The organism is Alloalcanivorax venustensis ISO4 (assembly GCF_015356855.1).
GTDB classification, from domain to species: domain Bacteria; phylum Pseudomonadota; class Gammaproteobacteria; order Pseudomonadales; family Alcanivoracaceae; genus Alloalcanivorax; species Alloalcanivorax venustensis.
In genome coordinates this window covers 46,047-66,963 of record NZ_ARXR01000013.1, presented here as the reverse complement: position 1 = coordinate 66,963, position 20,917 = coordinate 46,047, and the positions used below count along the sequence as shown (strand labels likewise).

Genomic DNA, 20,917 nt, shown 5'->3' with positions numbered 1-20,917 from the left:
GGCCGGCCGATCTGCTAGCATGCGGGACATTGATACGCATTCAATGTCCCATTGCAGGAGTCCGGCATGTCGTCATCACTGGCCGATCAGGTGATCTGGATCACCGGTGCCTCTTCCGGCATCGGTGAAGCGGTGGCTTCCGAATACGCCCGCTACGGCGCCAAACTGGTGCTCTCGGCGCGCCGCCGCGAAGAGCTGGAGAGGGTGCGCGCCGGGCTGGTCAACGCCGACGAGCACCTGGTGCTGCCGCTGGACCTGACCGACCAGGACGCCATGGCGCCGGCCACGGAAACGGTGCTGCGCCATTTCGGCCGGCTCGACCAGGTGGTGCACAACGGCGGCATTTCCCAGCGCTCGCTGGTGCGCGACACCGACATGGACGTGGACCGGCGCATCATGGAGGTGAACTACTTCGGCGCCGTGGCGCTCACCAAGGCGGTGCTGCCGGCGTTCATCCGCCAGGGCGGCGGCCGCTTCGTGGTGGTCACTTCGCTGGTGGGCGAGCTGCCCACCCCCAAACGCTCCGCCTACAGCGCCAGCAAGCACGCCCTGCACGGCTTCTTCGAGGCCCTGCGCGCCGAGGAATTCGACAACGGCGTGCGCGTGACCCTGGTGCTGCCGGGCTTTATCCGCACCCAGGTGTCGGTCAACGCGCTCACCGCCGACGGCAGCGCCCAGGGCCGCATGGACGACCTGCAGGCCAACGGCATGGACCCGGCGCTGTGCGCCCGGCGCCTGGTGGAGGCCGTGCAGCGCGGCCGCGATCAGGTTATCATCGCCGGCCGCGAGGGGGCCGGGCTCTATTTGAAACGCTGGTCACCGGCCCTGTACCGTCGCGTGATTCGCAAGGTCAAGGTGACCTGAGCCTTTTCCACCATTCGTTCTCCGCTATCCGACAGCCGACTATGAGCACCGCCGATACCTTCGCCGATACCCAAATGGACGCCAAGCACCGCACCCGTCTCAACAAGCTGCAGAAGAAGCTGCGCCGCGAGACCGGCCGGGCGATCGCCGACTTCAACATGATTCAGGACGGCGACAAGGTGATGGTGTGCCTGTCCGGCGGCAAGGATTCCTACACCATGCTGGAGATTCTGCGCAATCTGCAGCACTCCGCGCCGGTGGATTTCGAGCTGGTGGCGGTGAACCTGGACCAGAAGCAGCCCGGCTTCCCGGAGCATGTGCTGCCCGAATACCTGGAAAAAGAAGGGGTGAACTACCACATCCTGGAAAAGGACACCTATTCCATCGTCAAGGAGAAGGTGCCGGAGGGGAAAACCACCTGCGGCCTGTGCTCGCGCCTGCGGCGCGGCAGCCTGTACGGCTTCGCCGAGGAGATCGGCGCCAACAAGATCGCCCTCGGCCACCACCGTGACGACATCGTGGAAACCCTGTTCCTGAACATGTTTTTCGGCGGCAAGATGAAAGCCATGCCGCCCAAGCTGCGCAGCGACGACAACCGCAACGTGGTGATCCGCCCGCTGGCCTACTGCCGGGAAAAGGACATCATCGAGTTCGCGCGCTACAAGCAGTATCCGATTATTCCCTGCAACCTGTGCGGCTCCCAGGAGAACCTGCAGCGCCAGGCGGTGAAGGACATGCTGCGGCGCTGGGACAAGGAGCACCCGGGCCGGGTGGAGAGCATCTTTTCCTCGATCCAGAACATCGCCCCCTCGCAGCTGGCCGACACCAGCCTGTTCGACTTCGAGCACCTGGAACAAGGCCAGAACCAGGGCGGTGCCGGCGCCCACCGGCTGGATGTGGTGAACCTGTTCGGTTAGTGGTGACCGGCCAGCCGCGCGTGCCACATGATTCGCGCCGCCGTTTCCGCTAAAATACGCACCGCCCTGTGGCCGGCAGGGTGGCTGCCCGCCGCCCCGGCCCTCTCTCTTCGCACTCTCGACCTGAAAGGTAGGAGCACATGACCGATCGAATCAAAAAAGGTGGCCTTGAGATTGCCGCCGAACTCCATGACCTGGTAGCCAACGAGATCGCTCCCGGCACCGGTGTGGAGGCGGATCATTTCTGGACGCAGATGGAGAACATCCTGGCGGACCTGGTGCCGCGCAACGAGATGCTGCTCACCAAGCGCGACCAGATGCAGGAAGTGATCGACGTCTTTCACATGGAGAAGAAGGGCGCCAAGATCGACTTTCAGGGGTACAAGGAACTCCTCGAAGAGATCGGCTATCTGCTGCCCGAAGGCGAGGATTTCAAAGTGGGTACCGCCAATGTGGACGAGGAAATCGCCCACATCGCCGGTCCCCAGCTGGTGGTGCCGGTGCGCAACGCGCGCTTCGCCCTGAACGCGGCCAACGCCCGCTGGGGCAGTCTCTATGACGCCCTCTACGGCACCGACATGATTTCCGACGAAGGCGGGGCCGAGAAGGGCGGCGCCTACAATCCCAAGCGCGGCGACAAAGTGATCGCCTGGGCGCGCGATTTTCTGGACCAGTATTTCCCGCTGGCCGACGGCTCGCACAAGGACAGCACCGGCTACGCCATTGTTGACGGCAAACTGGTGGTGCGCCTGAAGGAGGGCGAGAGCGGCCTGAAGGACGAAAGCCAGCTGCAAGGCTACCGCGGCGACGCGGGCAAGCCGGACGGCGTGCTGCTCAAGCACAACAACCTGCACGCGGAGATCCAGATCGACGATCAGCACCCGATCGGCGCCGAGGACCCGGCCCACGTGAAGGACGTGCTGATGGAGTCCGCCATCACCACGATTCAGGACTGCGAGGATTCCGTGGCCGCGGTGGACGCCGAAGAGAAGGTCGAGGTATACCGCAACTGGCTGGGCCTGATGAAAGGCGACCTGAGCGAGAGCTTCGAGAAGGGCGGCCAGCGCGTCACCCGTGATCTCAACCCGGACCGCGAATACACCGCCCTGGACGGCTCCACCCTGACCCTGCAGGGCCGCTCCCTGCAGCTGGTGCGCAACGTGGGCCACCTGATGACCAACCCGGCGATCCTCTACAACGGCGAGGAAATCCCCGAGGGCATCATGGACGCCATGATCACCGTGCTGGCGGCCATGCACGACGTGAAGAAGACCGAAGGTCCGCGCAACAGCCGCACCGGCTCCGTGTACATCGTGAAGCCGAAGATGCACGGCCCCGAGGAAGTGGCCTTCGCGGTGGAGCTGTTCGAGCGCGTCGAGGGCGCCCTCGGCCTGCCCGAGAACACCCTGAAGATCGGCATCATGGATGAAGAGCGCCGCACCACCGTCAACCTGAAGGAGTGCATCCGCGAAGCCAAGGACCGCGTGATCTTCATCAACACCGGCTTCCTGGACCGCACCGGCGACGAGATCCACACCTCCATGCAGGCCGGTCCGATGGCGCGCAAGGGCGATATGAAAGGTCTGCCCTGGATCAACGCCTACGAGAACTGGAACGTGGACATCGGTCTGGAGTGCGGCCTCAAGGGCGTGGCGCAGATCGGCAAGGGCATGTGGCCCAAGCCCGACGAAATGGCGGAAATGATGGCCACCAAGGCCGGCCACCCGAAAGCCGGCGCCAACTGCGCCTGGGTGCCGTCACCCACCGCCGCCACCCTGCACGCCACCCACTACCACGAGATCAACGTGCAGGACGTGCAGGATCAGATCGCCAAGCGCGAGCGCGCGTCGCTGGACGACATCCTCACCATCCCGCTGCTCGACCGCGAGCTCAGCGCCGAGGAAATCCAGCAGGAGCTGGACAACAACGCCCAGGGCATCCTCGGTTACGTGGTGCGCTGGATCGACCAGGGCGTGGGCTGCTCCAAGGTGCCCGACATCAACAACGTGGGCCTGATGGAAGACCGCGCCACCTGCCGGATCTCCAGCCAGCACATCGCCAACTGGTTGATGCATGACGTGGTCAGCAAGGACCAGGTGATGGAGACCATGAAGCGCATGGCCAAGGTGGTGGACGAGCAGAACGCCGGCGACCCGACCTACACCAACATGTCGGACGACTTCGACGGCAGCCTGGCCTTCAAGGCCTCCTGCGACCTGGTGTTCGAGGGCGCGGAGCAGCCCAGCGGCTACACCGAGCCGGTTCTGCATCAGCGTCGTCGTGAGCTGAAGGCCAAGCGCGGCTGATCCTCCCGCGACGCTTGCAGTACCACGAAAAAGCCCGGCCTTGAGCCGGGCTTTTCTTGTTTGTAGGAGCGCACTTGTGGGAGCGGGACCCGCCCGCGAAAGGGAGCGAAGCTCCCGGCAGGATGCCAGAGGCTTCCCTAACGGCAGCACAAACAAGCTCTCCGGGATCCTGCCGGCAAGCTTTGCTTGCCTTTCGCGGGCGAGGCCCGCTCCTACAATTCGCTTTATTCGCCGCCGATCTCCACTTTGACTTCCAGGGGCAGGGAGAAGCGGTCGCTGCGCGTGCTGGCGCCGCCCAGGCCGGTGGCGGACTGGCTTTCGCTGACGGTGATCTGCCCCAGCGGCTGCCACTGTCCCGGCGTCACGACCAGGGTGCTGCTGGCTTCCTGGGTGCGGGCGCTCCGCCGGCCGGCGGGTTCGTCGAAACGCTGTTCGATGGTCAGGCGCACCCGGCCGTCGCTGGTGACCACCGGGGTGATGTCGATGCCCTGTTTGAGCGCCAGCAACGCCGGGAACTGGGTGCCGGTGAGGGCCACCAGGCTGCCCTGGCTGATGCCCGCCGGGTGGCCGGACAGGGTGTTGATGCTGTAGCGGTCCTGGCGGCGGGTGGTGACGGTATTGGCGCCGGCGCGCACGCCCTGGCCGTTGATGCGGATGTCGCCGCCGGACTCGCTGCTGTCGCCCTGGCGGCGCAACTGCACGGTGACGGTGCGCGGCACCTCGGGCATGTCGCCGAGGGCGCCGAGAATCTCGTCGAAGTTGCGGTCGTTGGTGCGGATCACCAGTTTGCCCTGGTAGGCGTTGGCGTAGCCGCCCTCAGGCAGCAGCGGGCGGATCACCGGCAGCATGGCCTCGGCGTCGGCGCGCTGGATCACATGGATCGACATCTCGTCGGCGCGGGCGGCGCCGGACAGCGACAGCAGCACCAGCAGGGCCAGAGCAAGACGTCGGGCCCGGGGGCTGCCGGGTAGCGGTGGTGGTGGCAGTAACGGCATCACGAAAGTCCCTGTTCGGCTGGAACCCGCATCATAGCCATAAGCCGCTGTCGCTGAATACCGGTCGGGCAGGGCGCGCTCTAGGGCGTCATCCGGCGTCCTTCCTCCCAACGCGCTTTCACCAGCTCGCCGTCGCGGCCCCGGAGCCAGCCCTCGCCCTGGCGCTTACCGTCCTTGAAGGTGGCGCGGTAGCTCAGTTCGCCGTCCTGGAAGCGCTTCCAGGTGCCGGTGGCATCGCCATGGTCGTAGTGCCGCTCGGCGATCAGCGCCCCGGAGGCGGAACGCAGGCGCCACTCGCCGTGCAGTTCGCCGTCCACGTAGGTGGCGGTTTCCTGCTCGCCGGTGTCGCGCAGGGTGCGCCATTCACCGACCGGCACGCCATCGCGATAGCGGCCGGATTCCAGCACCTCGCCGTCGGCGTTTTCAGTGCGCCAGGGACCATGCTGTTTGTCTTGCCGGTAGTGCTTATAGGTCCAGCGTTCCCCTTCCGGGCCGCTGCGCTCGCGGACCTCGCCGTCCAATCGGCCCTTCTTGAAGTGCGACACCGAGATCAGACGGTCCTGGTCGTCGTAGCCGCGCCAGGTGCCGGTGCGCAGGCCGTCGACCATGCGGCCTTCTTCGCGGCCGCCGCCTTCGCCGTAATAATTGATCCGCATGCCGTGGCGGGCGCCGTCCCTATAGGGCAGCTCAAGCAGCAGGTCGCCGTCTTCGTCGTTGCGCTTTTCGGTGCCGTCCAGTTTGCCGGCGGTGTAGGGTTTGACCTTCTCAATCCGGCCGTTCTCGAAGTATGAGATAACGTCGCCGTCGAGGCGGCCCTGGTCGTCACTGTGGCCGCGCTGTTTGATGTCGCCGTCGGGATACAGGTAGCGCCAGTCGCCGAACCAGTCCGCGTCCGGGCCGGCGCCGGCGCGGGCGCCTTCCGCGTAGAGCGCGTCGTTTTCCCGGTAATAGGCGCGGTACAGATAACCGGGGCCGTCGGGGTTTTCCGGTAACGGCAGATCCACGTAGTAGAGCGCCTGTTCCGGCGCTTTCGCCGGGGAGTCGTACTGGGTGAAATAGCGGCGCTCGGCGTGGCCGGTGGCGGCCAGCATCAGCAGCAGGGGCGCCAGCGCCAGCAAACAGCGGTGTTTCATTGTGGCAACTCCGGCAGTTCCGCGGTCAGGGTGCGGCTTTGCGGGTCCCGGCCACGCAGGAAGCGGACTTCCTTAACCGGGCCCCAGAAGCGGTGCACGCCGTTCTGGTCCTCGCCAAGCGGCCGCAGCGCCAGGCCGGTGTCGTCGACGGCGGCGAAGTCCAGATGCGCGATGCCGCCGCAGTTGTCGCCCAGCACCACGCCGTTGTCCCCCTCGAAGCGGGCGCAGCCGGGGGCGTCCGGGGTCAGCGTGACGGTCTCCACCCGGGTGGGGCAGCGCGCCTCGACGGTGATCCTGCGGTCGTAGAAATAGCGGATCTGATCGTCCTCGGTGCGCAGCTCGAAGCCGGGCCGGGTGCCCCGATCCCGGTCGCCGCCGGCCCAGGTGAAGCGCAGGGGCGTGCCGTGGTGGGCGGCGCCGTCTTCCGGGGTCAGCGTGCACAGGCGCAGGCCCGCCGGACCGGTGACGCGCAGCCGGTTTTGGTCCTGGCCGCTCAGTTCCATCCCTTCAAGCAGGCCGTCGAGCCGCTCCGGGACCGGCGGCAGCGGTGACGCTTCGTGCCGTACGCCGGCCGGGTCCTCTATCGGCTCGTCCGGCAGTGGCCGTACGGTGAAGGTCAGTGCCCGCTGTTCCCGGTGCAGCGGCGTCAGCCGCAGCGACGCGATGGGGGCCTCGGTCAGCAGGCTGACCTCCGCCGGCGGCGCGCCCAGGCTCAGGCGTTCGACAAAGGTGTCGGCGGAGGTGTCGCCCTGCTTGGGCGCCCGGTACACCACCGCGAAGTCCAGCGGCTCGCCGTCGGCATCCAGCGGGCGGGCGCTCAGCCGCCCCTCGTTTTCCAGGTGCAGGTCCACGCGCCGTTCGTCCCATTCCAGCACCCGGGTGCCTTCGGGCAGGTCATCGCCCTGTTTCACGGTGCTGTGCAGGCGCAGCGCTTCGGGCATGCCGGAGGGCCAGCGGGCGACCATGCGCGCCTGGCCGGTGACGCCGTCGCCGTCCAGGGTGAGGGCGATCAATACCCGGTCGCCGTCCCGGTCCAGCACCTCATAGTCGGCGGCGACGCTGGGCAGGCCCCACAGCGCGGCGTCCGCGTGCCAGGTGTCGCCGGGGCGCGGGTCCCGTGGCAGGGGGACCGCCGTGGCGGTGGCCTGATCCAGCAGCTGCTGCACCTTGTCGCCGAAGCGCTCCACCAGCGTCGCGTAGAGCGCCTGGTCGGCGATCCGGGTGTCGGTGATTTCACCGTCCTCGACGCGGCTCAGGGTGCCGGTGGAGAGAAATTTCATCAGCGGTTCGGCGCGCTCGCCGAGCCGGTCCAGGTCGCGGGTATCCAGCTCGCCGCTGCCCAGGCGCAGCCAGGGCAGGGTGGTGCGGATCCAGCGGCCGTCGTCGGGCCCGTCCGCGATACGGTTGCGGACCAGGGCCTTGAGGTTCATGTCCTGGCTGTAGTCGTCGTCCAGAGGCGTCATGGTCTGATGGGCGACGAGCAGGAAATCGTCCTCGTAGTCGCTGTCGGGGGCCGGATTGTCCTGGCAGGCGGTGATCAGGAAAAGGCAGAAAAAAACCAACAAAAAACGCATAATGGCAAACTCCGTAATGCGCGGAATTGTAGCCAAAATCGGCGCCGCGGGGTGGGCCGCGGGCCAGAAATGTAAATTAAGTTGTCCTAAATAATGCCCCTTCTCGAGACACAGCATGTTTGCTAACAGCCGGGCGGTGACCACTAACCAGGAAGGGGTGCACCCCGCTCTGGAAGCGACGGTGCGTCGCCACCTGGCGCACCCCTGGCGGGCGCCGCTTGGCGACCATGACCGCGAGGCGTTTGCCCGGGCGCAGGCCTGGGTGGGGACTTCCCGGCGGCCCCTGATTCTGGATTCGGGCTGCGGCACCGGCCGCTCGTCGATGCTGTTGGCGCGACGGCATCCGGAGGCGCTGGTGCTGGGGCTGGACCAATCGGCCCACCGCTTGGCGCGCGCGGAGCGCCGTTTCGATCCGCCTGATAATCTGCTGCTGGTGCGCACCGACTGCGCCGGCTTCTGGCGCTTGGCGGAGGCGGCCGGCTGGCGGCCCTGGCGGCATTACCTCCTATACCCGAACCCCTGGCCGAAGAGCGCCCACTTGAAACGCCGCTGGCACGGTCACCCGGTGTTTCCGCATTTGTTGGCGTTGGGCGGTACCCTGGTGCTGCGCACCAACTGGGAGTTGTACGCCCGGGAGATGGCCGAGGCGCTGGCGTTCGCGGGCCTTTCGGCGTCGGTGAGCGAACTGACGACGGACGGTGAATCACTCACCGACTTCGAGAGCAAGTATCGGCATAGCGGTCACCGGCTCTGGGCGTTGACCGCAAACGCTGAAAAGACCGTCTAGAGCCGCAGTTCGCGCAGCTCCCGGTTGGCGCGGCCCCGTTCCCAGACGTGGGCGAACTCATCGGCCCGGCGTGGGCCCAGGGGCAGGGCGTGGGCGCACAGGGTCAGCCGCTCCGGGCGGGGCCAGCCGTGGGCCTCGAACAGACCGGTGCGGTCGGCGACCGCGAAGCACAGGCGCGGGTCCGCATCGTCCGCTTGTGTCTGGCGCAACTGAAGCCGTGATGGCAGCCGGCGGCCCAGGTGGATCAGGCCGTGGCCGGTTTTCACCGCATGCCCGGCGTCGTCGAACAGCACGCGCAGATCGGCGCGCGGCGATGACAGAGCCAGGCTTTTGAGGGCGTCCAGGACGTCGCCGTCGTTGCTGAGGGCGTCCAGTTGAGACACGCGCAGCCACAGGCGGCGCCGGCCGGCGCGGATCAGTGCCGCCAGGGCCGCCGTCGCGGAAGACGGATGGTGAAGGGTGCTGTCTTCGCCGATCCGGAGGTCCATGGCAGCGCCGCTTCAGGTGAGCAGCTTGAACATCTGGCGGTGGGGGATATGGGCGTCCATGAAAATCCCCCCGGAGGCGGAGAACCCGGCGCCTTCGTAGAAGCTGGTGGCGTGGGTCTGGGCGTAGAGGAAGATTTCCCGCATGCCGGCGGCGCGGGCGGCTTCCTCGGCGGCCACCAGCAGGGCGCGGCCGATGCCGCTGTTGCGGCGGGTTTCCAACACGCACAGCCGGCTGATCTGGCCGCTGCCCAGCAACCGGATGCAGCCGATCGGCTGCTGGTCGTCGTCGAGTGCCAGAAAATGACGAGAGGCCGGGTCGGCGCCGTCCCATTCCAGTTCTTCGGGGACGCCCTGTTCGCCGATGAAGATGCGCTCGCGCAGAGCGCTGAGTTCGGCGCGGTGTTCGTCCCAGGAGGTTTCGATAATGCTAAAGGCCATGGCGTTCTCGTTAAAGCTCGGCAAAGTAGCCCTGGTCTATCCAGTGGTTAAGCAGGTCGCGGCTGTCGGCGTTGAGCACCTCAGCCAGCTCGTCGTGTCGATAGCGGCGCTGGCGTGCAAGCAGCCGCGCCAGCGGCTTCTGGCCCTGATTGAGAGGCCAGGGTTCCCCGTTGAGCCAGGCGGTGTCGCCGTGGCAGAGAAGCCGCGCGCCGCCATGCCGGATCAGGGCCGTGGCGGGGTCGGCGGCGCGAATGTGCGCCGGGTCGATCAGAAAATCAAGTCCTGTCTGCCGCGGCGTGCTCAGCCAGCGGGCCAGGGCGCGCCCGGCGGCGCCGCGATCCAGCAGCCCGAAGGCGCGGTCGAGCATGGCGTCGCGGTCGGCAGCGCTCAGCTCGCCGGCGTCGTCCACCGGCGCCCGGCCCGGGTCGGTATACAGCTGCTCGTCGGTGTCGGCGAGGGTTTCGGCGACCATTTCCGCCAGCAGGTCCCGGTAGTCCGGGGCCCGGAACCCCACCGACCAGGTGATGCAGTCGCTGTCCAGCGCCACGCCGTGGTGGGCCATGCCGGGCGGCAGGTAGAGCACATCGCCGGGGCCGGCGGTGTGTTCCTGCTCCACGGGCATGTGGGCCAGCATTTTCAGGGGCACGTCGCCGCGCAGGCGGCTCTGTTCGTCGCACTGCGGGCCCAGCTGCCAGTGCCGCCGACCGGCGGCCTGGATCAGGAAGACGTCGTACTGGTCGAAATGGGGGCCGACGCTGCCGCCTTCGGCGGCGTAGCTGATCATGATGTCGTCCAGGCGCCAGCCGGGCACGAAGCCGAAATCATCCAGCAGCAGCGACACCTCAGTGAGGTAGTGGTCCACCGACTGCACCAGCAGCGTCCAGTCCCGGTCGCCCAGTTCGGCGAAGCGCTGTTCGTCCAGCGGGCCCTGTTCCAGGTGCCAGGGGCCGTTGCCGGCGCCACGGATCAGCCGGGACTCCACCTCCTGCTCCAGCGCCAGCCCGGCCAGGGTATCGGCGTCCGGGTGGTCCAGGCCGCCGGCGGCGCCGGGCATGAACAGGGGCGCCCGCTGCCAGTGGCGCGCCAGGAAGTCCCGGGGCGCCATCGGCAGGTTGAAGCGGGGCAGAGCGGTGGCGGCAGACATGGTATCCGGCGGCGGCGCGCTGGCGCCTACTGGACGCCGCGCGCCTGCTGGCCGGCGTTGCCCACGTAGGTGGCCGGGGTCAGCGCCTTGAGGCGCTCCTTGGCGTCCTCGGGGATCGCCAGGTCGTCGATGAAGGCGGCGAGCGCCTCCTGGGTGATCGCCTTGCCGCGGGTCAGCGCCTTGAGTTTTTCATAGGGTTTTTCGATGCCGTAGCGGCGCATTACGGTCTGGATCGGCTCGGCCAGGACTTCCCAGGCGGCGTCCAGGTCGTGGTCGAGCCGTTCGGCGTTGATTTCCAGCTTGCCGATGCCTTTCAGGGCGGCTTCGTAGGCGATCAGGCTGTGCGCCAGGCCCACGCCCATGTTGCGCAGCACGGTGGAATCGGTGAGGTCACGCTGCCAGCGGGAGATCGGCAGCTTGCCGGCCAGGTGGTCCATGATCGCGTTGGCGATGCCCAAGTTACCCTCGGAGTTCTCGAAGTCGATGGGATTGACCTTGTGCGGCATGGTGGAGGAGCCCACTTCGCCCTCCACGGCGCGCTGCTTGAAATAGCCCAGGGAGATGTAGCCCCACAGGTCCCGGTCGAAATCCAGCAGGATGGTGTTGAAACGCATCAGGGCGTGGAAGTATTCGGCGATCCAGTCGTGCGGCTCGATCTGGGTGGTGAAGGGGTTGAAGCTCAGCCCCAGGCCTTCCACGAAGCGGCGGGCGAACGCCGGCCAGTCCACCTCCGGGTAGGCGGCCAGGTGGGCGTTGTAGTTGCCCACCGCGCCGTTGATCTTGCCGAGGATCTCCACCGCCGCGAACTGGTCGCGCTGGCGTTTCAGGCGCGCCACCACGTTGGCCATTTCCTTGCCCACGGTGGTGGGCGAGGCGGACTGGCCGTGGGTGCGCGACAGCATGGGGGTGTCGGCCAGGCCGTGGGCCAGCTTGCGGATGCCGCCGATCACCTGGTCCAGTGTGGGCAGCAGCTGCTCGCGGGCTTCGCGCATCATCAGCGCGTAGGACAGGTTGTTGATGTCCTCGCTGGTGCAGGCGAAGTGCACGAATTCGCTCATGGCGTCCAGCTCTTCGTGCTCGGCCATGCGCTCCTTGATGAAGTATTCCACCGCCTTGACGTCGTGGTTGGTGGTGGCTTCGATTTCCTTGATCCGCTCGGCGTCCTTCTCTTCGAAGTCGCGGGTCACGCCGCGCAGGTGCCAGGCGGCCTTGCCGCTCATCAGCGGCACTTCCGGGATCGCCTTGTCATGGGCCAGTTGTTCCAGCCAGCTCACTTCCACATGGACCCGATAGCGAATCAGGCCGTATTCGCTGGTGATCGCGCGGAGGGATTCACACTTGCCGGCGTAGCGGCCGTCCACCGGGGAAATGGCGGTAAGGGAAGTAAAGCTGGACATGGGGCAACTCCTGAAGGGAATCCGATAGCGGCGCAATCATACAGCAAAATGGCGCCGCTCGCGTAGCGCCGGCGCGCGCCGGGAAGGCGCCCGGGAAAGGCGCGGATTTTAGTTAAAGTCGATTATCAGGTTATAGCTATAACTTACTGAATTTTATGCTTTCCAGGATTTCCAGTTGCTGCTTGCGCTGGAACAGCAAGCGCCATCGGCGTCCGCCCAGCTGGTGCCACAGAAAGGCGGCCCGCACGCCGGCCAGGAACAGGGCGCGAATACGGGCGGCGTTGTCCTCGTCCTGAAGGCGCGCCGGCTCGCCCTGCACGCGGATGCGAAACCGGAAGGTGCCCAGGGTATCCAGGTAGATGCCCGCCAGGCGATGACAAAAAGTGACATTGGTGGTGCCGCCCTGGAAATGCTGGCGCTGGCCCTCCAGGGCGATCAGCCGGTGGCGCAGGATACTGATCACGTCGCTGTTCTTGCGCAGCTTGGAGGACAAATGCAGCAACGCCAGCGAGTAGCTGAGCGGCCGCGCCGCCTGGCGGGTCTGCTCCCGGTTGAGGCTCTGGCGCAGCAGGCGCAGGCCGTTTCGGAACAGGGCGGGGCGCGGGTAGATGGTGTCGAAGTCGGTGGCCTCCATGGTCATCACCCCGTCGAGCAGGGCCTCCATGGCGGCGTGGTCGCAGTCGCCGCTGGTGGCGATCTGGTCGGCCAGGGTGGCGGCCTCGAACACCGCGGCCAGAGCCAGGGCTTGTTGCTGCTGCGAATTCATCGCGTCTCCTCGATGACGGCGCCGCCCAGACAGGCGTCGGCGTCGTAGAACACCACGGACTGGCCCGGCGTGACGGCCCGCTGGGGCTGGTCGAACACCACCCGCACGCGGCCCGCGCCGGCGTCTTCCACCCGGCAGGCCTGGTCCGGCTGCCGGTAGCGGGTCTTGGCGGTGAGCCGGGCGGGCAGCGCCGGCGGCGCGCCGGCGATCCAGTCCACCGGCCCGCTGGTCAGCTCGTCGCGGTAGAGCAGCGGGTGGTCCTGGCCCTGCACGGCGATCAGCACGTTGCGGTCCAGGTCCTTGCCGGCCACGTACCAGGGCGCGTCGCCGGCGTCGGCCAGGCCGCCGATGCCGAGGCCCTGGCGCTGGCCCAGGGTGTAGTACATCAGCCCGTCGTGGCGACCGATACGGTGGCCGGCGTCGTCCTCGATGTCGCCGGGCTGGGCGGGCAGGTAGGTTTCCAGGAAATCCTTGAAGCGCCGCTCGCCGATAAAGCAGATGCCGGTGGAGTCTTTCTTTTTATGGTTGGCGAAGCCGCGCTCGCCGGCCAGACGGCGTACCTCCGGTTTCTCCAGGTCGCCGAGCGGAAACAGGGTGCGGGCGAACTTGTCGCCGCCGACGGCGTGCAGGAAATAGGTCTGGTCCTTGTTGTCGTCCACCGCGCGCAGCAGCCGGGCGTGCTCACCGCTGTGATCCACTTGGGCATAGTGGCCGGTGGCGATGTAGTCCGCGCCCAGGGTCAGGGCGTGATCCAGAAAGGCGCGGAACTTGATCTCCTTATTACAGAGGATGTCCGGGTTGGGGGTGCGCCCGGCGCGGTATTCGGCCAGAAAGTGCTCGAACACCCGGTCCCAATATTCGGTGGCGAAATTGGCGGTGTGCAGCTCGATACCCAGTACGCCGGCCACCTGCATGGCGTCGAGCAGGTCGTCCCGGGCGGTGCAGTACTCGGTGCCGTCGTCCTCGTCCCAGTTCTTCATGAACAGGCCTTCCACCTGGTAGCCGGCGTCCAGCAGGCGGGCGGCGGCCACGGAGGAATCGACACCGCCGGACATGCCGACAATGACGCGGGTGCTTTCGGGCGCTTGTGTGTTCATGGGGCTCTCTATATGGGCGCTTTGACGCGAATCAACCGCGCTGCAGCGGCCAGGGGTGCTGGTAAATGGCGTCCAGCGGCAGGCGCCGGCCGCTTTGATAGTCTTCCACGCAGCGCGCCACCAGCGGGCTGCGGTGCTCGGCGCGGCGCTGCGCCAGCTCTTCGGGGGTCAGCCAGAGCGCTTCCAGAATGCCGGTGTCCAGTTTCTGGTGCGGGTCGTGCCCCCGGGGCTCGGCGATGAAACAGGTGCGGTAGTATACCCCGGCGCCTTTATAAGGCTGAAAAATGTACCAGCCGAGCAGGCCGGTGATCTCCACCCGCCAGGCGGTTTCCTCCAGGGTTTCCCGGTAGGCGGCCTGCATCAGGTCCTCGCCGAATTCGGCGTGGCCGGCGGGCTGGTTGATCACCGCTTCGCCGTTCTGGGTTTCGCGCACGAACAACAGGCGGCCTTCATGTTCCACCACGGTGGCGACTGTAATATGCGCTTGGAAGCTGTTCATCCGGTTCCTGATCCGTCTGTGGTTTGCTGCGGGCGCCGATGGTAGCGCACCCGGGCGCGCCGCGACAGCCGCGGGCGGTGCCTCAGCCACGAGGCCCGCGCGTACCCCGGGCCGGAGCCCGGCGCCGGCCTTTGCGCGCGGCCGGGCGGGGTGGCTTTTTGGGGGCGTGGATTTGCAGTTCACGCCATTCGCCGGGGGCCAGGCCGCTCAGGTCCCAGTCACCGATGCGCCAGCGTACCAGCCGCAGGGTGGGGTGGCCGATGGCGGCGGTCATGCGCCGGACCTGGCGGTTGCGACCTTCGTCTAGGGTGAGTTCCAGCCACTGGTCGGCTACCGTGAGCCGCGTGCGCACCGGCGGGTGCCGTGGCCACAGGGCCGGCGGCGGCACCGCTTCCACCGGTGCCGGACGGCAGGGACCGTCCTTCAGGGTGATGCCCTGACGCAGGCGCTGGAGGGCGTCTTCCGACGGCTCCCCCTCCACCTGCACCAGGTAGGTCTTGGCCTGGTGGAAGCGGGGGCTGGCGATGTGCGCCTGCAGGGCGCCGTCATCGGTCAGTAACAGCAGGCCCTCAGAGTCCCAGTCCAGCCGGCCGGCGGGGTAGACCCCCGGCACCGGAATGAAATCCTTCAGCGTGCGCCGTCCCCTTGGATCGGTGAACTGGGAGAGCACCTGAAAGGGTTTGTTAAACAAAATCAGTCTGGCCATGTCAAAAAACGCCTTAGTAGGCCCGTCAAGGCCAAGCAAGAATAACGGCTGAGTGCTATACTCGCCAGGCAACCGAATCCGACGGTTTTTTTCAGAGGGAGTAGTGTAGATGGGATACCAAAAGATCACGGTTCCGGCGGACGGTGACAAAATCACCGTTAATGCGGACCTATCCCTGAATGTCCCCAACCACCCGGTTATTCCGTACATTGAAGGGGACGGCATCGGCGTCGATATCACGCCGGTGATGATGAAAGTGGTTACCGCCGCTGTAGAAAAAGCCTACGGCACCAAACGTGGCATCACCTGGATGGAAGTCTACGCCGGTGAAAAAGCCACCAAGGTTTACGGCCCGGACACCTGGATGCCGGAAGAAACCCTGGAGGCCCTGCGGGAATACACCGTGGGCATCAAGGGCCCGCTGACCACCCCGGTGAGCGGCGGCATCCGGTCGTTGAACGTGGCCCTGCGCCAGGAGCTGGACCTGTACACCTGCATGCGTCCGGTGCGCTGGTTCGAGGGCGTGCCCAGCCCGGTACGTCACCCGGAGCTCACCGACATGGTGATCTTCCGCGAGAACTCCGAGGACATTTACGCCGGCATCGAGTGGGCGGCCGACAGCCCCGAAGCCACCAAGCTGATCCGCTTCCTGCGCGAGGAGATGGGTGTCACCCAGATCCGCTTCCCGGAAGGCTGCGGCATCGGCATCAAGCCGGTTTCCCGCGAGGGCAGCCAGCGCCTGGTGCGCAAGGCGATCCAGTTCGCCATCGACAATGACAAGGATTCGGTCACCCTGGTGCACAAAGGCAACATCATGAAGTACACCGAGGGTTCGTTTAAGAACTGGGGTTATGAGCTGGCGGTGGAGCGCTACGGCGCCGAGCCCCTGGACGGCGGCCCCTGGCACGTGATGAAGAACCCGCGTACCGGCAAGGACATCGTCATCAAGGACGTGATCGCCGACGCCTTCCTGCAGCAGATTCTGATGCGTCCCGCGGATTACAGCGTGATCGCCACTCTGAACCTGAACGGCGACTACATTTCCGACGCCCTGGCGGCGGAAGTGGGCGGCATCGGCATCGCGCCGGGCGCCAACATCGGCGGCTCGGTGGCCCTGTTCGAGGCCACCCACGGCACCGCGCCGAAGTACGCCGGCCAGGACAAGGTGAACCCGGGCTCGCTGATTCTCTCCGCGGAGATGATGCTGCGTCACATGGGCTGGAACGATGCCGCCGATCTGGTGATCACCGGCATGGAAGGCGCGATCGCCGCGAAGACCGTGACCTACGACTTCGAGCGTTTGATGCCCGACGCGACCCTGCTCAAGTGTTCTCAGTTCGGCGACGCCGTGATCGAGCACATGGGGGTCTGATCGGCCCCGGCCTTCGCGCGGTCTCGGCGTCAGCCGGAGACGGCGCTGTTTTCCCGGTCCCGTCGTCGTGGTTTCTGGCGGCGGGAAGTCGGGGACTCTCCGTCCTTGCCGTCTTGCCCGTTTTTGACCTCACCCGGTTTAAGATTGACCGCGTGGTAGCCTTTGCTGGCCTCGCGCAGCTCGTACTCCACGTTCTGGCCCGCGTACAGGGTTTTGTACCCTTCCTCCTGAATGTAGGAGTAATGCACGAAAAGGTCGTCACCGCCTTCATCGGGCCGCACGAAGCCGTAGCCCTTGGCGTTGTTAAACCATTTCACTGTTCCCGTTGCCATGGTCCTTCCCTCTGGCCGCTGGCTGTGATTGTTCTTATTTATCGCGGCTGCGATAGAATAGGCTGGTTTTTGATCAACTGTTCCCTAAGGCCGCGAGGGTGTCAACCCCCGGTGGGGATTGAAAAATACCCGGACACCCCTCATTTGTTCATTGCCCGCTGACGCCGGTGGGTATACAACCGTTAGAGATGGTTATGAAGAGGCAGCAACACCCGATATTTGTTCACATGAGCGACAGGCGCTCTACCGGCCACATCTGGGGCCCGGCGTCGGACCCTGGCAAGCCGGATGAGCCCGATCGTCATGGCGAGGCCACCGTTGAGGAAGCCAAGCCTCGACTCAAGCGCCCGCCGATGTACAAAGTATTGATGTTGAACGACGACTACACCCCCATGGATTTCGTCGTCGAGGTGCTGGAAGCCTTCTTTCGCATGGACCGCGAGCAAGCCACCCGGGTTATGCTGACGGTGCATACCCGGGGGAAGGCGGTGTGCGGGGTGTTTCCCCAGGACATCGCCGAAACCAAGGCCGCGCAAGTGGTCGACTACGCCCGTGAAAATCAGCATCCGCTGATGTGCCAGGTCGAAAAGGCCTGATAGTCTCCGGCAACGGAGCGGGCAACAAGCAGTGAGGTAGCCTATGCTCAGCAAAGAACTGGAACTGACTCTCAACGAGGCTTTCCACCACGCACGCAGCCACCGGCATGAATTCATGACCGTGGAACACCTGTTGCTGGCGCTGCTCGATAACGAGGCGGCGGTGGAAGTGTTGCGCGCCTGCGGCGCCGATATGGAAGAGCTGCGCGAGGCCCTGACTCAGTTCATCGATGACTCCACCCCGTTACTGCCGGAAGACGGTGAACGCGATACGCAGCCGACGCTGGGGTTCCAGCGCGTGCTGCAGCGCGCCGTGTTCAGCGTGCAGTCCTCGGGTAATAAGGAAGTCACCGGCGCCAACGTGCTGGTGGCGATCTTCAACGAACAGGAGAGCCAGGCGGTTTACCTGCTCAACAGCCAGGACGTGCACCGTCTGGACGTGGTCAATTTCATCGCCCACGGCATTTCCCAGGTGGAAGACAGTGACCCGGCCGCGGAACAGCGCGAGGAAATGGACGGCGGCGCCGAAGGCGCTCCGGCCAGCGCGCTGGAATCCTACGCCAGCAACCTCAACGAGCTGGCCCGCGCGGACCGTATCGACCCGCTGGTGGGCCGCGCGTTCGAGATTGAGCGGGCCGCGCAGATTCTTTGCCGGCGCCGCAAGAACAACCCCTTGCTGGTGGGCGAGCCCGGCGTTGGTAAGACCGCCATCGCCGAGGGTCTGGCGCGGATGATCGTGGAAGAGAAGGTGCCCGAGCCGCTGCTCGACGCCACCGTCTACTCCCTGGACCTGGGCGCGCTGCTGGCGGGCACCAAGTACCGGGGTGATTTCGAGAAGCGCTTGAAGAATCTGCTCTCGGAACTGCGCAAGCAGGACAACGCCATTCTGTTCATCGATGAGATCCACACCATCATCGGTGCCGGCGCGGCGTCCGGCGGCGTCATGGACGCTTCCAACCTGCTCAAGCCGATGCTGGCTTCCGGCGAGCTCAAGTGCATGGGCTCCACCACCTTCACCGAGTACCGCACCATCTTCGAGAAGGACCGGGCGCTGTCCCGCCGCTTCCAGAAGATCGACGTGGTGGAACCCTCGGTGGAAGACACCGTGGGCATCCTTAAAGGGCTCAAGAGCCGTTTCGAGGCGCACCACAACGTGGTCTACACCGACGCGGCCCTGAAGACGGCGGCGGAGCTGAGCGCGCGTTACATCAACGACCGCTTCCTGCCGGACAAGGCCATCGACGTGATCGACGAGGTCGGTGCCTGGCAGCGTTTGCGCCCGGAAGGCGAGCGCAAGGAAACCATCGATCAGGCGGACGTGGAAGCCATCGTGGCGAAAATCGCGCGGATTCCGCCCAAGCAGGTGTCCTCTTCCGATAAGGAAGTGCTGCAGAACCTGGAGCGGGATCTGAAGATGACCGTGTTCGGTCAGGAAGACGCCATCGACACCATTTCGGCGGCGATCAAACTGTCCCGTGCCGGTCTCAAGGCCGACCACAAGCCGATCGGCTCCTTTATGTTCGCCGGCCCCACCGGGGTGGGCAAAACCGAGGTCAGCCGTCAGCTGGCCCGCGCCCTGGGCGTGGAGCTGGTGCGCTTCGACATGTCCGAGTACATGGAGCGGCACACCGTCAGCCGGTTGATCGGCGCGCCCCCGGGCTACGTCGGCTTCGACCAGGGCGGTCTGCTCACCGAGGCGGTCACCAAGACGCCACACTGCGTGCTGCTGCTGGATGAAATCGAGAAGGCGCACCCGGAGGTGTTCAACATCCTGCTGCAGGTGATGGACAACGCCAGCCTGACCGATAACAACGGCCGCAAGGCGGACTTCCGCAACGTGATCGTGATCATGACCACCAACGCCGGCGCCGAAGTGCTCAATAAGCGCACCATCGGCTTCACCGAGCAGGACCAGTCCACGGACGGCATGGAAATGCTCAAGAAGGTGTTCTCGCCGGAGTTCCGCAACCGCCTGGACGGCATCATCCAGTTCAGCGCGCTCACCCCGGAAGTGATCCTGGGCGTGGTCGACAAGTTCCTGGTGGAGCTGCAGGCGCAGCTGGACGAGAAAGCGGTGGTGCTGGACGTGGACGACGGCGCGCGCCGCTGGCTCGCGGACAAGGGCTACGACAAGGACATGGGCGCCCGGCCCATGGCCCGCTTGATCCAGGAGCAGATCAAGAAGCCCCTGGCGGAGAAGCTGCTGTTCGGCGAATTGGCGGACCGCGGCGGCCAGGTACGCATTACCGCCGGCGACGATGGACTGGTGCTGACGGTGGATGCGTCCGAAGCGGAGGCGACCTGCTGAGGTCGCCCCTGAACGTAAAAAACCCGGCTTCGGCCGGGTTTTTTTTGCGGGCGCGTCGCTGGCGCCGGCGGCGGATTATTTCATCCGGAACGTGATGCGGCCCTTGCTCAGGTCATAGGGCGACATCTCCACCTTGACCCGGTCACCGGTCAGGATGCGGATATAGAATTTGCGCATCTTCCCGGAAATATGGGCGGTGATAATGTGGTCATTGTCCAGCTTCACGCGGAACATGGTGTTCGGAAGGGTTTCCAGAACCACCCCTTCCAATTCAATCTGCTCTTCTTTCGCCATCCAGTAAAATTCCGATCTTCGGCTTCAGAGGGAGCGCAATTGTGCCGTAAATGGACTTATCGTGCAAAGGCTATTGACGGTTATCCACCGTCCGAGGTGTGCAGCCGCCAGCGTCCGTCACGCAGCAGCTCCAGCGGCTGGTACTGGCTCTTGTAGCTCATCTTCTGGCACTGGCGGATCCAGTAGCCCAGATAGAGATAGGGCAGCCCCAGACGGTGGCTGGCCTGAATCTGCCAGAGCAGGGCGTTGACACCCAGGCCGCGGGCTTCCTGGTCCGGATCGAAAAAGGTGTAGACCGCCGACAGACCGTCGTCCAGGTGGTCGGTGACCGCCACCGCCAGCAGCGTGTCGTCCGCGTCACGGAAACAGTGGAAGCGGGTGTCGGCCCAGTCGCAGGTGAGAAAGCCGGTGAACTGCTCCTCGGAGGGCGGAAACATGTCGCCGTCACCGTGGCGCTGGTCGATATAGCGGGCGTAGAGGCGGTAGATTTCCCGGGTGTAGCGCGCCGGTTCCTCGCTGACGGTAAGGTCGCTGTTGCGCTTGATCAGCCGGCGGTGGCGGCGGCGGGGCCGGAAATCCGCCACCCGTACCCGGGCCGGAATGCAGGCCTGGCAGCCCTCGCAGTGGGGCCGGTAGAGATAGTCGCCGCTGCGGCGGAATCCGAGGCGCGACAATTCGCTGTAGAGCCTGGCATCCAGGGGCGTCTGCGGATCGACGAAAAGCGTGGCCGCCTGCCGGCCCTCCAGGTAACTACAGGGGTGGGCGGGGGTGCGGAAAAAACGCAGTTCGGACAAATCGCTCATGGCGTCATTCTAGCCCAGCGGCGGCCTCCGGGAATACCGCTTCGGCGCTTTCCTCGCGGCCGCGCCTTGGCTAGTCTGTAGCCGGTTTGTATCCACATAAT

The 20,917-nt window shown here is 65.7% G+C and carries 21 protein-coding genes; 7 read left to right on the top strand and 14 right to left on the bottom strand.

Features of this window, described 5'->3' with window-relative positions; translation table 11 throughout:
• Positions 1-66 precede the first annotated feature (66 nt).
• The 3 genes from ISO4_RS09565 to ISO4_RS09555 all read left to right on the top strand — a co-directional run bounded on the left by ISO4_RS09565 (position 67) and on the right by ISO4_RS09555 (position 4,087).
• Complete coding sequence (locus tag ISO4_RS09565; RefSeq protein ID WP_194856044.1) at positions 67-864, top strand: SDR family oxidoreductase; 798 nt, start codon at positions 67-69, stop codon at positions 862-864.
• A gap of 41 nt (positions 865-905) precedes the next feature.
• Complete coding sequence (ttcA, locus tag ISO4_RS09560) at positions 906-1,781, top strand: tRNA 2-thiocytidine(32) synthetase TtcA (protein ID WP_228548032.1); 876 nt, start codon at positions 906-908, stop codon at positions 1,779-1,781.
• Positions 1,782-1,921: 140 nt separating this feature from the next.
• Positions 1,922-4,087 (top strand): malate synthase G, encoded by a 2,166-nt coding sequence (locus ISO4_RS09555; protein ID WP_194856043.1) that lies wholly within the window; start codon positions 1,922-1,924, stop codon positions 4,085-4,087.
• A gap of 224 nt (positions 4,088-4,311) precedes the next feature.
• Here ISO4_RS09555 and ISO4_RS09550 read toward each other — a convergent pair whose 3' ends face one another.
• The 3 genes from ISO4_RS09550 to ISO4_RS09540 all read right to left on the bottom strand — a co-directional run bounded on the left by ISO4_RS09550 (position 4,312) and on the right by ISO4_RS09540 (position 7,789).
• The gene (locus tag ISO4_RS09550) at positions 4,312-5,082 is read right to left on the bottom strand and encodes a hypothetical protein (protein ID WP_194856042.1); all 771 of its coding nucleotides are present in this window, start codon (positions 5,080-5,082) and stop codon (positions 4,312-4,314) included.
• An 80-nt stretch (positions 5,083-5,162) separates the two neighbouring features.
• Entirely contained in the window at positions 5,163-6,215 is a 1,053-nt protein-coding gene (locus tag ISO4_RS09545) for a toxin-antitoxin system YwqK family antitoxin (protein WP_194856041.1), read from the bottom strand.
• Positions 6,212-7,789 carry a hypothetical protein gene (locus ISO4_RS09540; RefSeq protein WP_194856040.1) on the bottom strand — a complete coding sequence of 526 codons (1,578 nt, stop codon included), beginning with the start codon at positions 7,787-7,789 and terminating at the stop codon, positions 6,212-6,214. The genes ISO4_RS09545 and ISO4_RS09540 overlap by 4 nt, the downstream gene beginning before the upstream one ends.
• 115 nt (positions 7,790-7,904) lie before the next feature.
• On the opposite strand from ISO4_RS09540, the gene trmB reads away from it, so the two are divergent.
• A complete protein-coding gene (trmB, locus tag ISO4_RS09535; protein WP_142948802.1) occupies positions 7,905-8,576 on the top strand; it encodes a tRNA (guanine(46)-N(7))-methyltransferase TrmB in 672 nt (223 codons plus the stop codon).
• Here trmB and ISO4_RS09530 read toward each other — a convergent pair.
• The 8 genes from ISO4_RS09530 to ISO4_RS09495 form a co-directional block, all read right to left on the bottom strand.
• Entirely contained in the window at positions 8,573-9,064 is a 492-nt protein-coding gene (locus tag ISO4_RS09530) for a DUF7931 domain-containing protein (protein ID WP_194856039.1), read from the bottom strand. The genes trmB and ISO4_RS09530 overlap by 4 nt on opposite strands.
• A 12-nt stretch (positions 9,065-9,076) precedes the next feature.
• Positions 9,077-9,502, bottom strand: coding sequence for a GNAT family N-acetyltransferase (locus ISO4_RS09525; protein WP_142948800.1), 426 nt, complete (start codon positions 9,500-9,502; stop codon positions 9,077-9,079).
• A 10-nt stretch (positions 9,503-9,512) separates the two neighbouring features.
• On the bottom strand, positions 9,513-10,646 hold the full coding sequence (locus ISO4_RS09520) for a JmjC domain-containing protein (protein WP_194856038.1): 1,134 nt from the start codon (positions 10,644-10,646) through the stop codon (positions 9,513-9,515).
• Between the two features lie 26 nt (positions 10,647-10,672).
• Complete coding sequence (purB, locus tag ISO4_RS09515; RefSeq protein ID WP_142948798.1) at positions 10,673-12,043, bottom strand: adenylosuccinate lyase; 1,371 nt, start codon at positions 12,041-12,043, stop codon at positions 10,673-10,675.
• Positions 12,044-12,179: 136 nt separating this feature from the next.
• The gene (hflD, locus tag ISO4_RS09510) at positions 12,180-12,809 is read right to left on the bottom strand and encodes a high frequency lysogenization protein HflD (RefSeq protein ID WP_194856037.1); all 630 of its coding nucleotides are present in this window, start codon (positions 12,807-12,809) and stop codon (positions 12,180-12,182) included.
• Positions 12,806-13,906, bottom strand: a complete 1,101-nt coding sequence (mnmA, locus tag ISO4_RS09505; protein ID WP_194856036.1) for a tRNA 2-thiouridine(34) synthase MnmA — start codon at positions 13,904-13,906, stop codon at positions 12,806-12,808. Before mnmA ends, hflD begins: the two co-directional genes overlap by 4 nt.
• Before the next feature lie 31 nt (positions 13,907-13,937).
• On the bottom strand, positions 13,938-14,405 hold the full coding sequence (locus ISO4_RS09500) for an NUDIX hydrolase (protein WP_067607485.1): 468 nt from the start codon (positions 14,403-14,405) through the stop codon (positions 13,938-13,940).
• Positions 14,406-14,487: 82 nt separating this feature from the next.
• Positions 14,488-15,111 (bottom strand): pseudouridine synthase, encoded by a 624-nt coding sequence (locus ISO4_RS09495; protein ID WP_194856035.1) that lies wholly within the window; start codon positions 15,109-15,111, stop codon positions 14,488-14,490.
• Positions 15,112-15,220: 109 nt separating this feature from the next.
• Between ISO4_RS09495 and icd the strand changes: the two genes are divergently transcribed.
• Positions 15,221-16,483: an NADP-dependent isocitrate dehydrogenase gene (icd, locus tag ISO4_RS09490; protein ID WP_142948794.1), complete on the top strand. Its 1,263-nt coding sequence runs from the start codon at positions 15,221-15,223 to the stop codon at positions 16,481-16,483.
• 29 nt (positions 16,484-16,512) lie between these two features.
• On the opposite strand, the gene ISO4_RS17245 is transcribed toward icd, so the two are convergent.
• Positions 16,513-16,815, bottom strand: coding sequence for a cold-shock protein (locus ISO4_RS17245; protein ID WP_142948793.1), 303 nt, complete (start codon positions 16,813-16,815; stop codon positions 16,513-16,515).
• A 227-nt stretch (positions 16,816-17,042) separates the two neighbouring features.
• On the opposite strand from ISO4_RS17245, the gene clpS reads away from it, so the two are divergent.
• Entirely contained in the window at positions 17,043-17,411 is a 369-nt protein-coding gene (clpS, locus tag ISO4_RS09480; RefSeq protein WP_407647923.1) for an ATP-dependent Clp protease adapter ClpS, read from the top strand.
• 43 nt (positions 17,412-17,454) lie between these two features.
• The gene (gene clpA, locus ISO4_RS09475; RefSeq protein ID WP_194856033.1) at positions 17,455-19,719 is read left to right on the top strand and encodes an ATP-dependent Clp protease ATP-binding subunit ClpA; all 2,265 of its coding nucleotides are present in this window, start codon (positions 17,455-17,457) and stop codon (positions 19,717-19,719) included.
• Positions 19,720-19,794: 75 nt separating this feature from the next.
• On the opposite strand, the gene infA is transcribed toward clpA, so the two are convergent.
• The gene (gene infA / locus ISO4_RS09470) at positions 19,795-20,013 is read right to left on the bottom strand and encodes a translation initiation factor IF-1 (protein WP_067606353.1); all 219 of its coding nucleotides are present in this window, start codon (positions 20,011-20,013) and stop codon (positions 19,795-19,797) included.
• Between the two features lie 80 nt (positions 20,014-20,093).
• The gene (locus tag ISO4_RS09465) at positions 20,094-20,816 is read right to left on the bottom strand and encodes an arginyltransferase (protein ID WP_142948790.1); all 723 of its coding nucleotides are present in this window, start codon (positions 20,814-20,816) and stop codon (positions 20,094-20,096) included.
• Positions 20,817-20,917 lie beyond the last annotated feature (101 nt).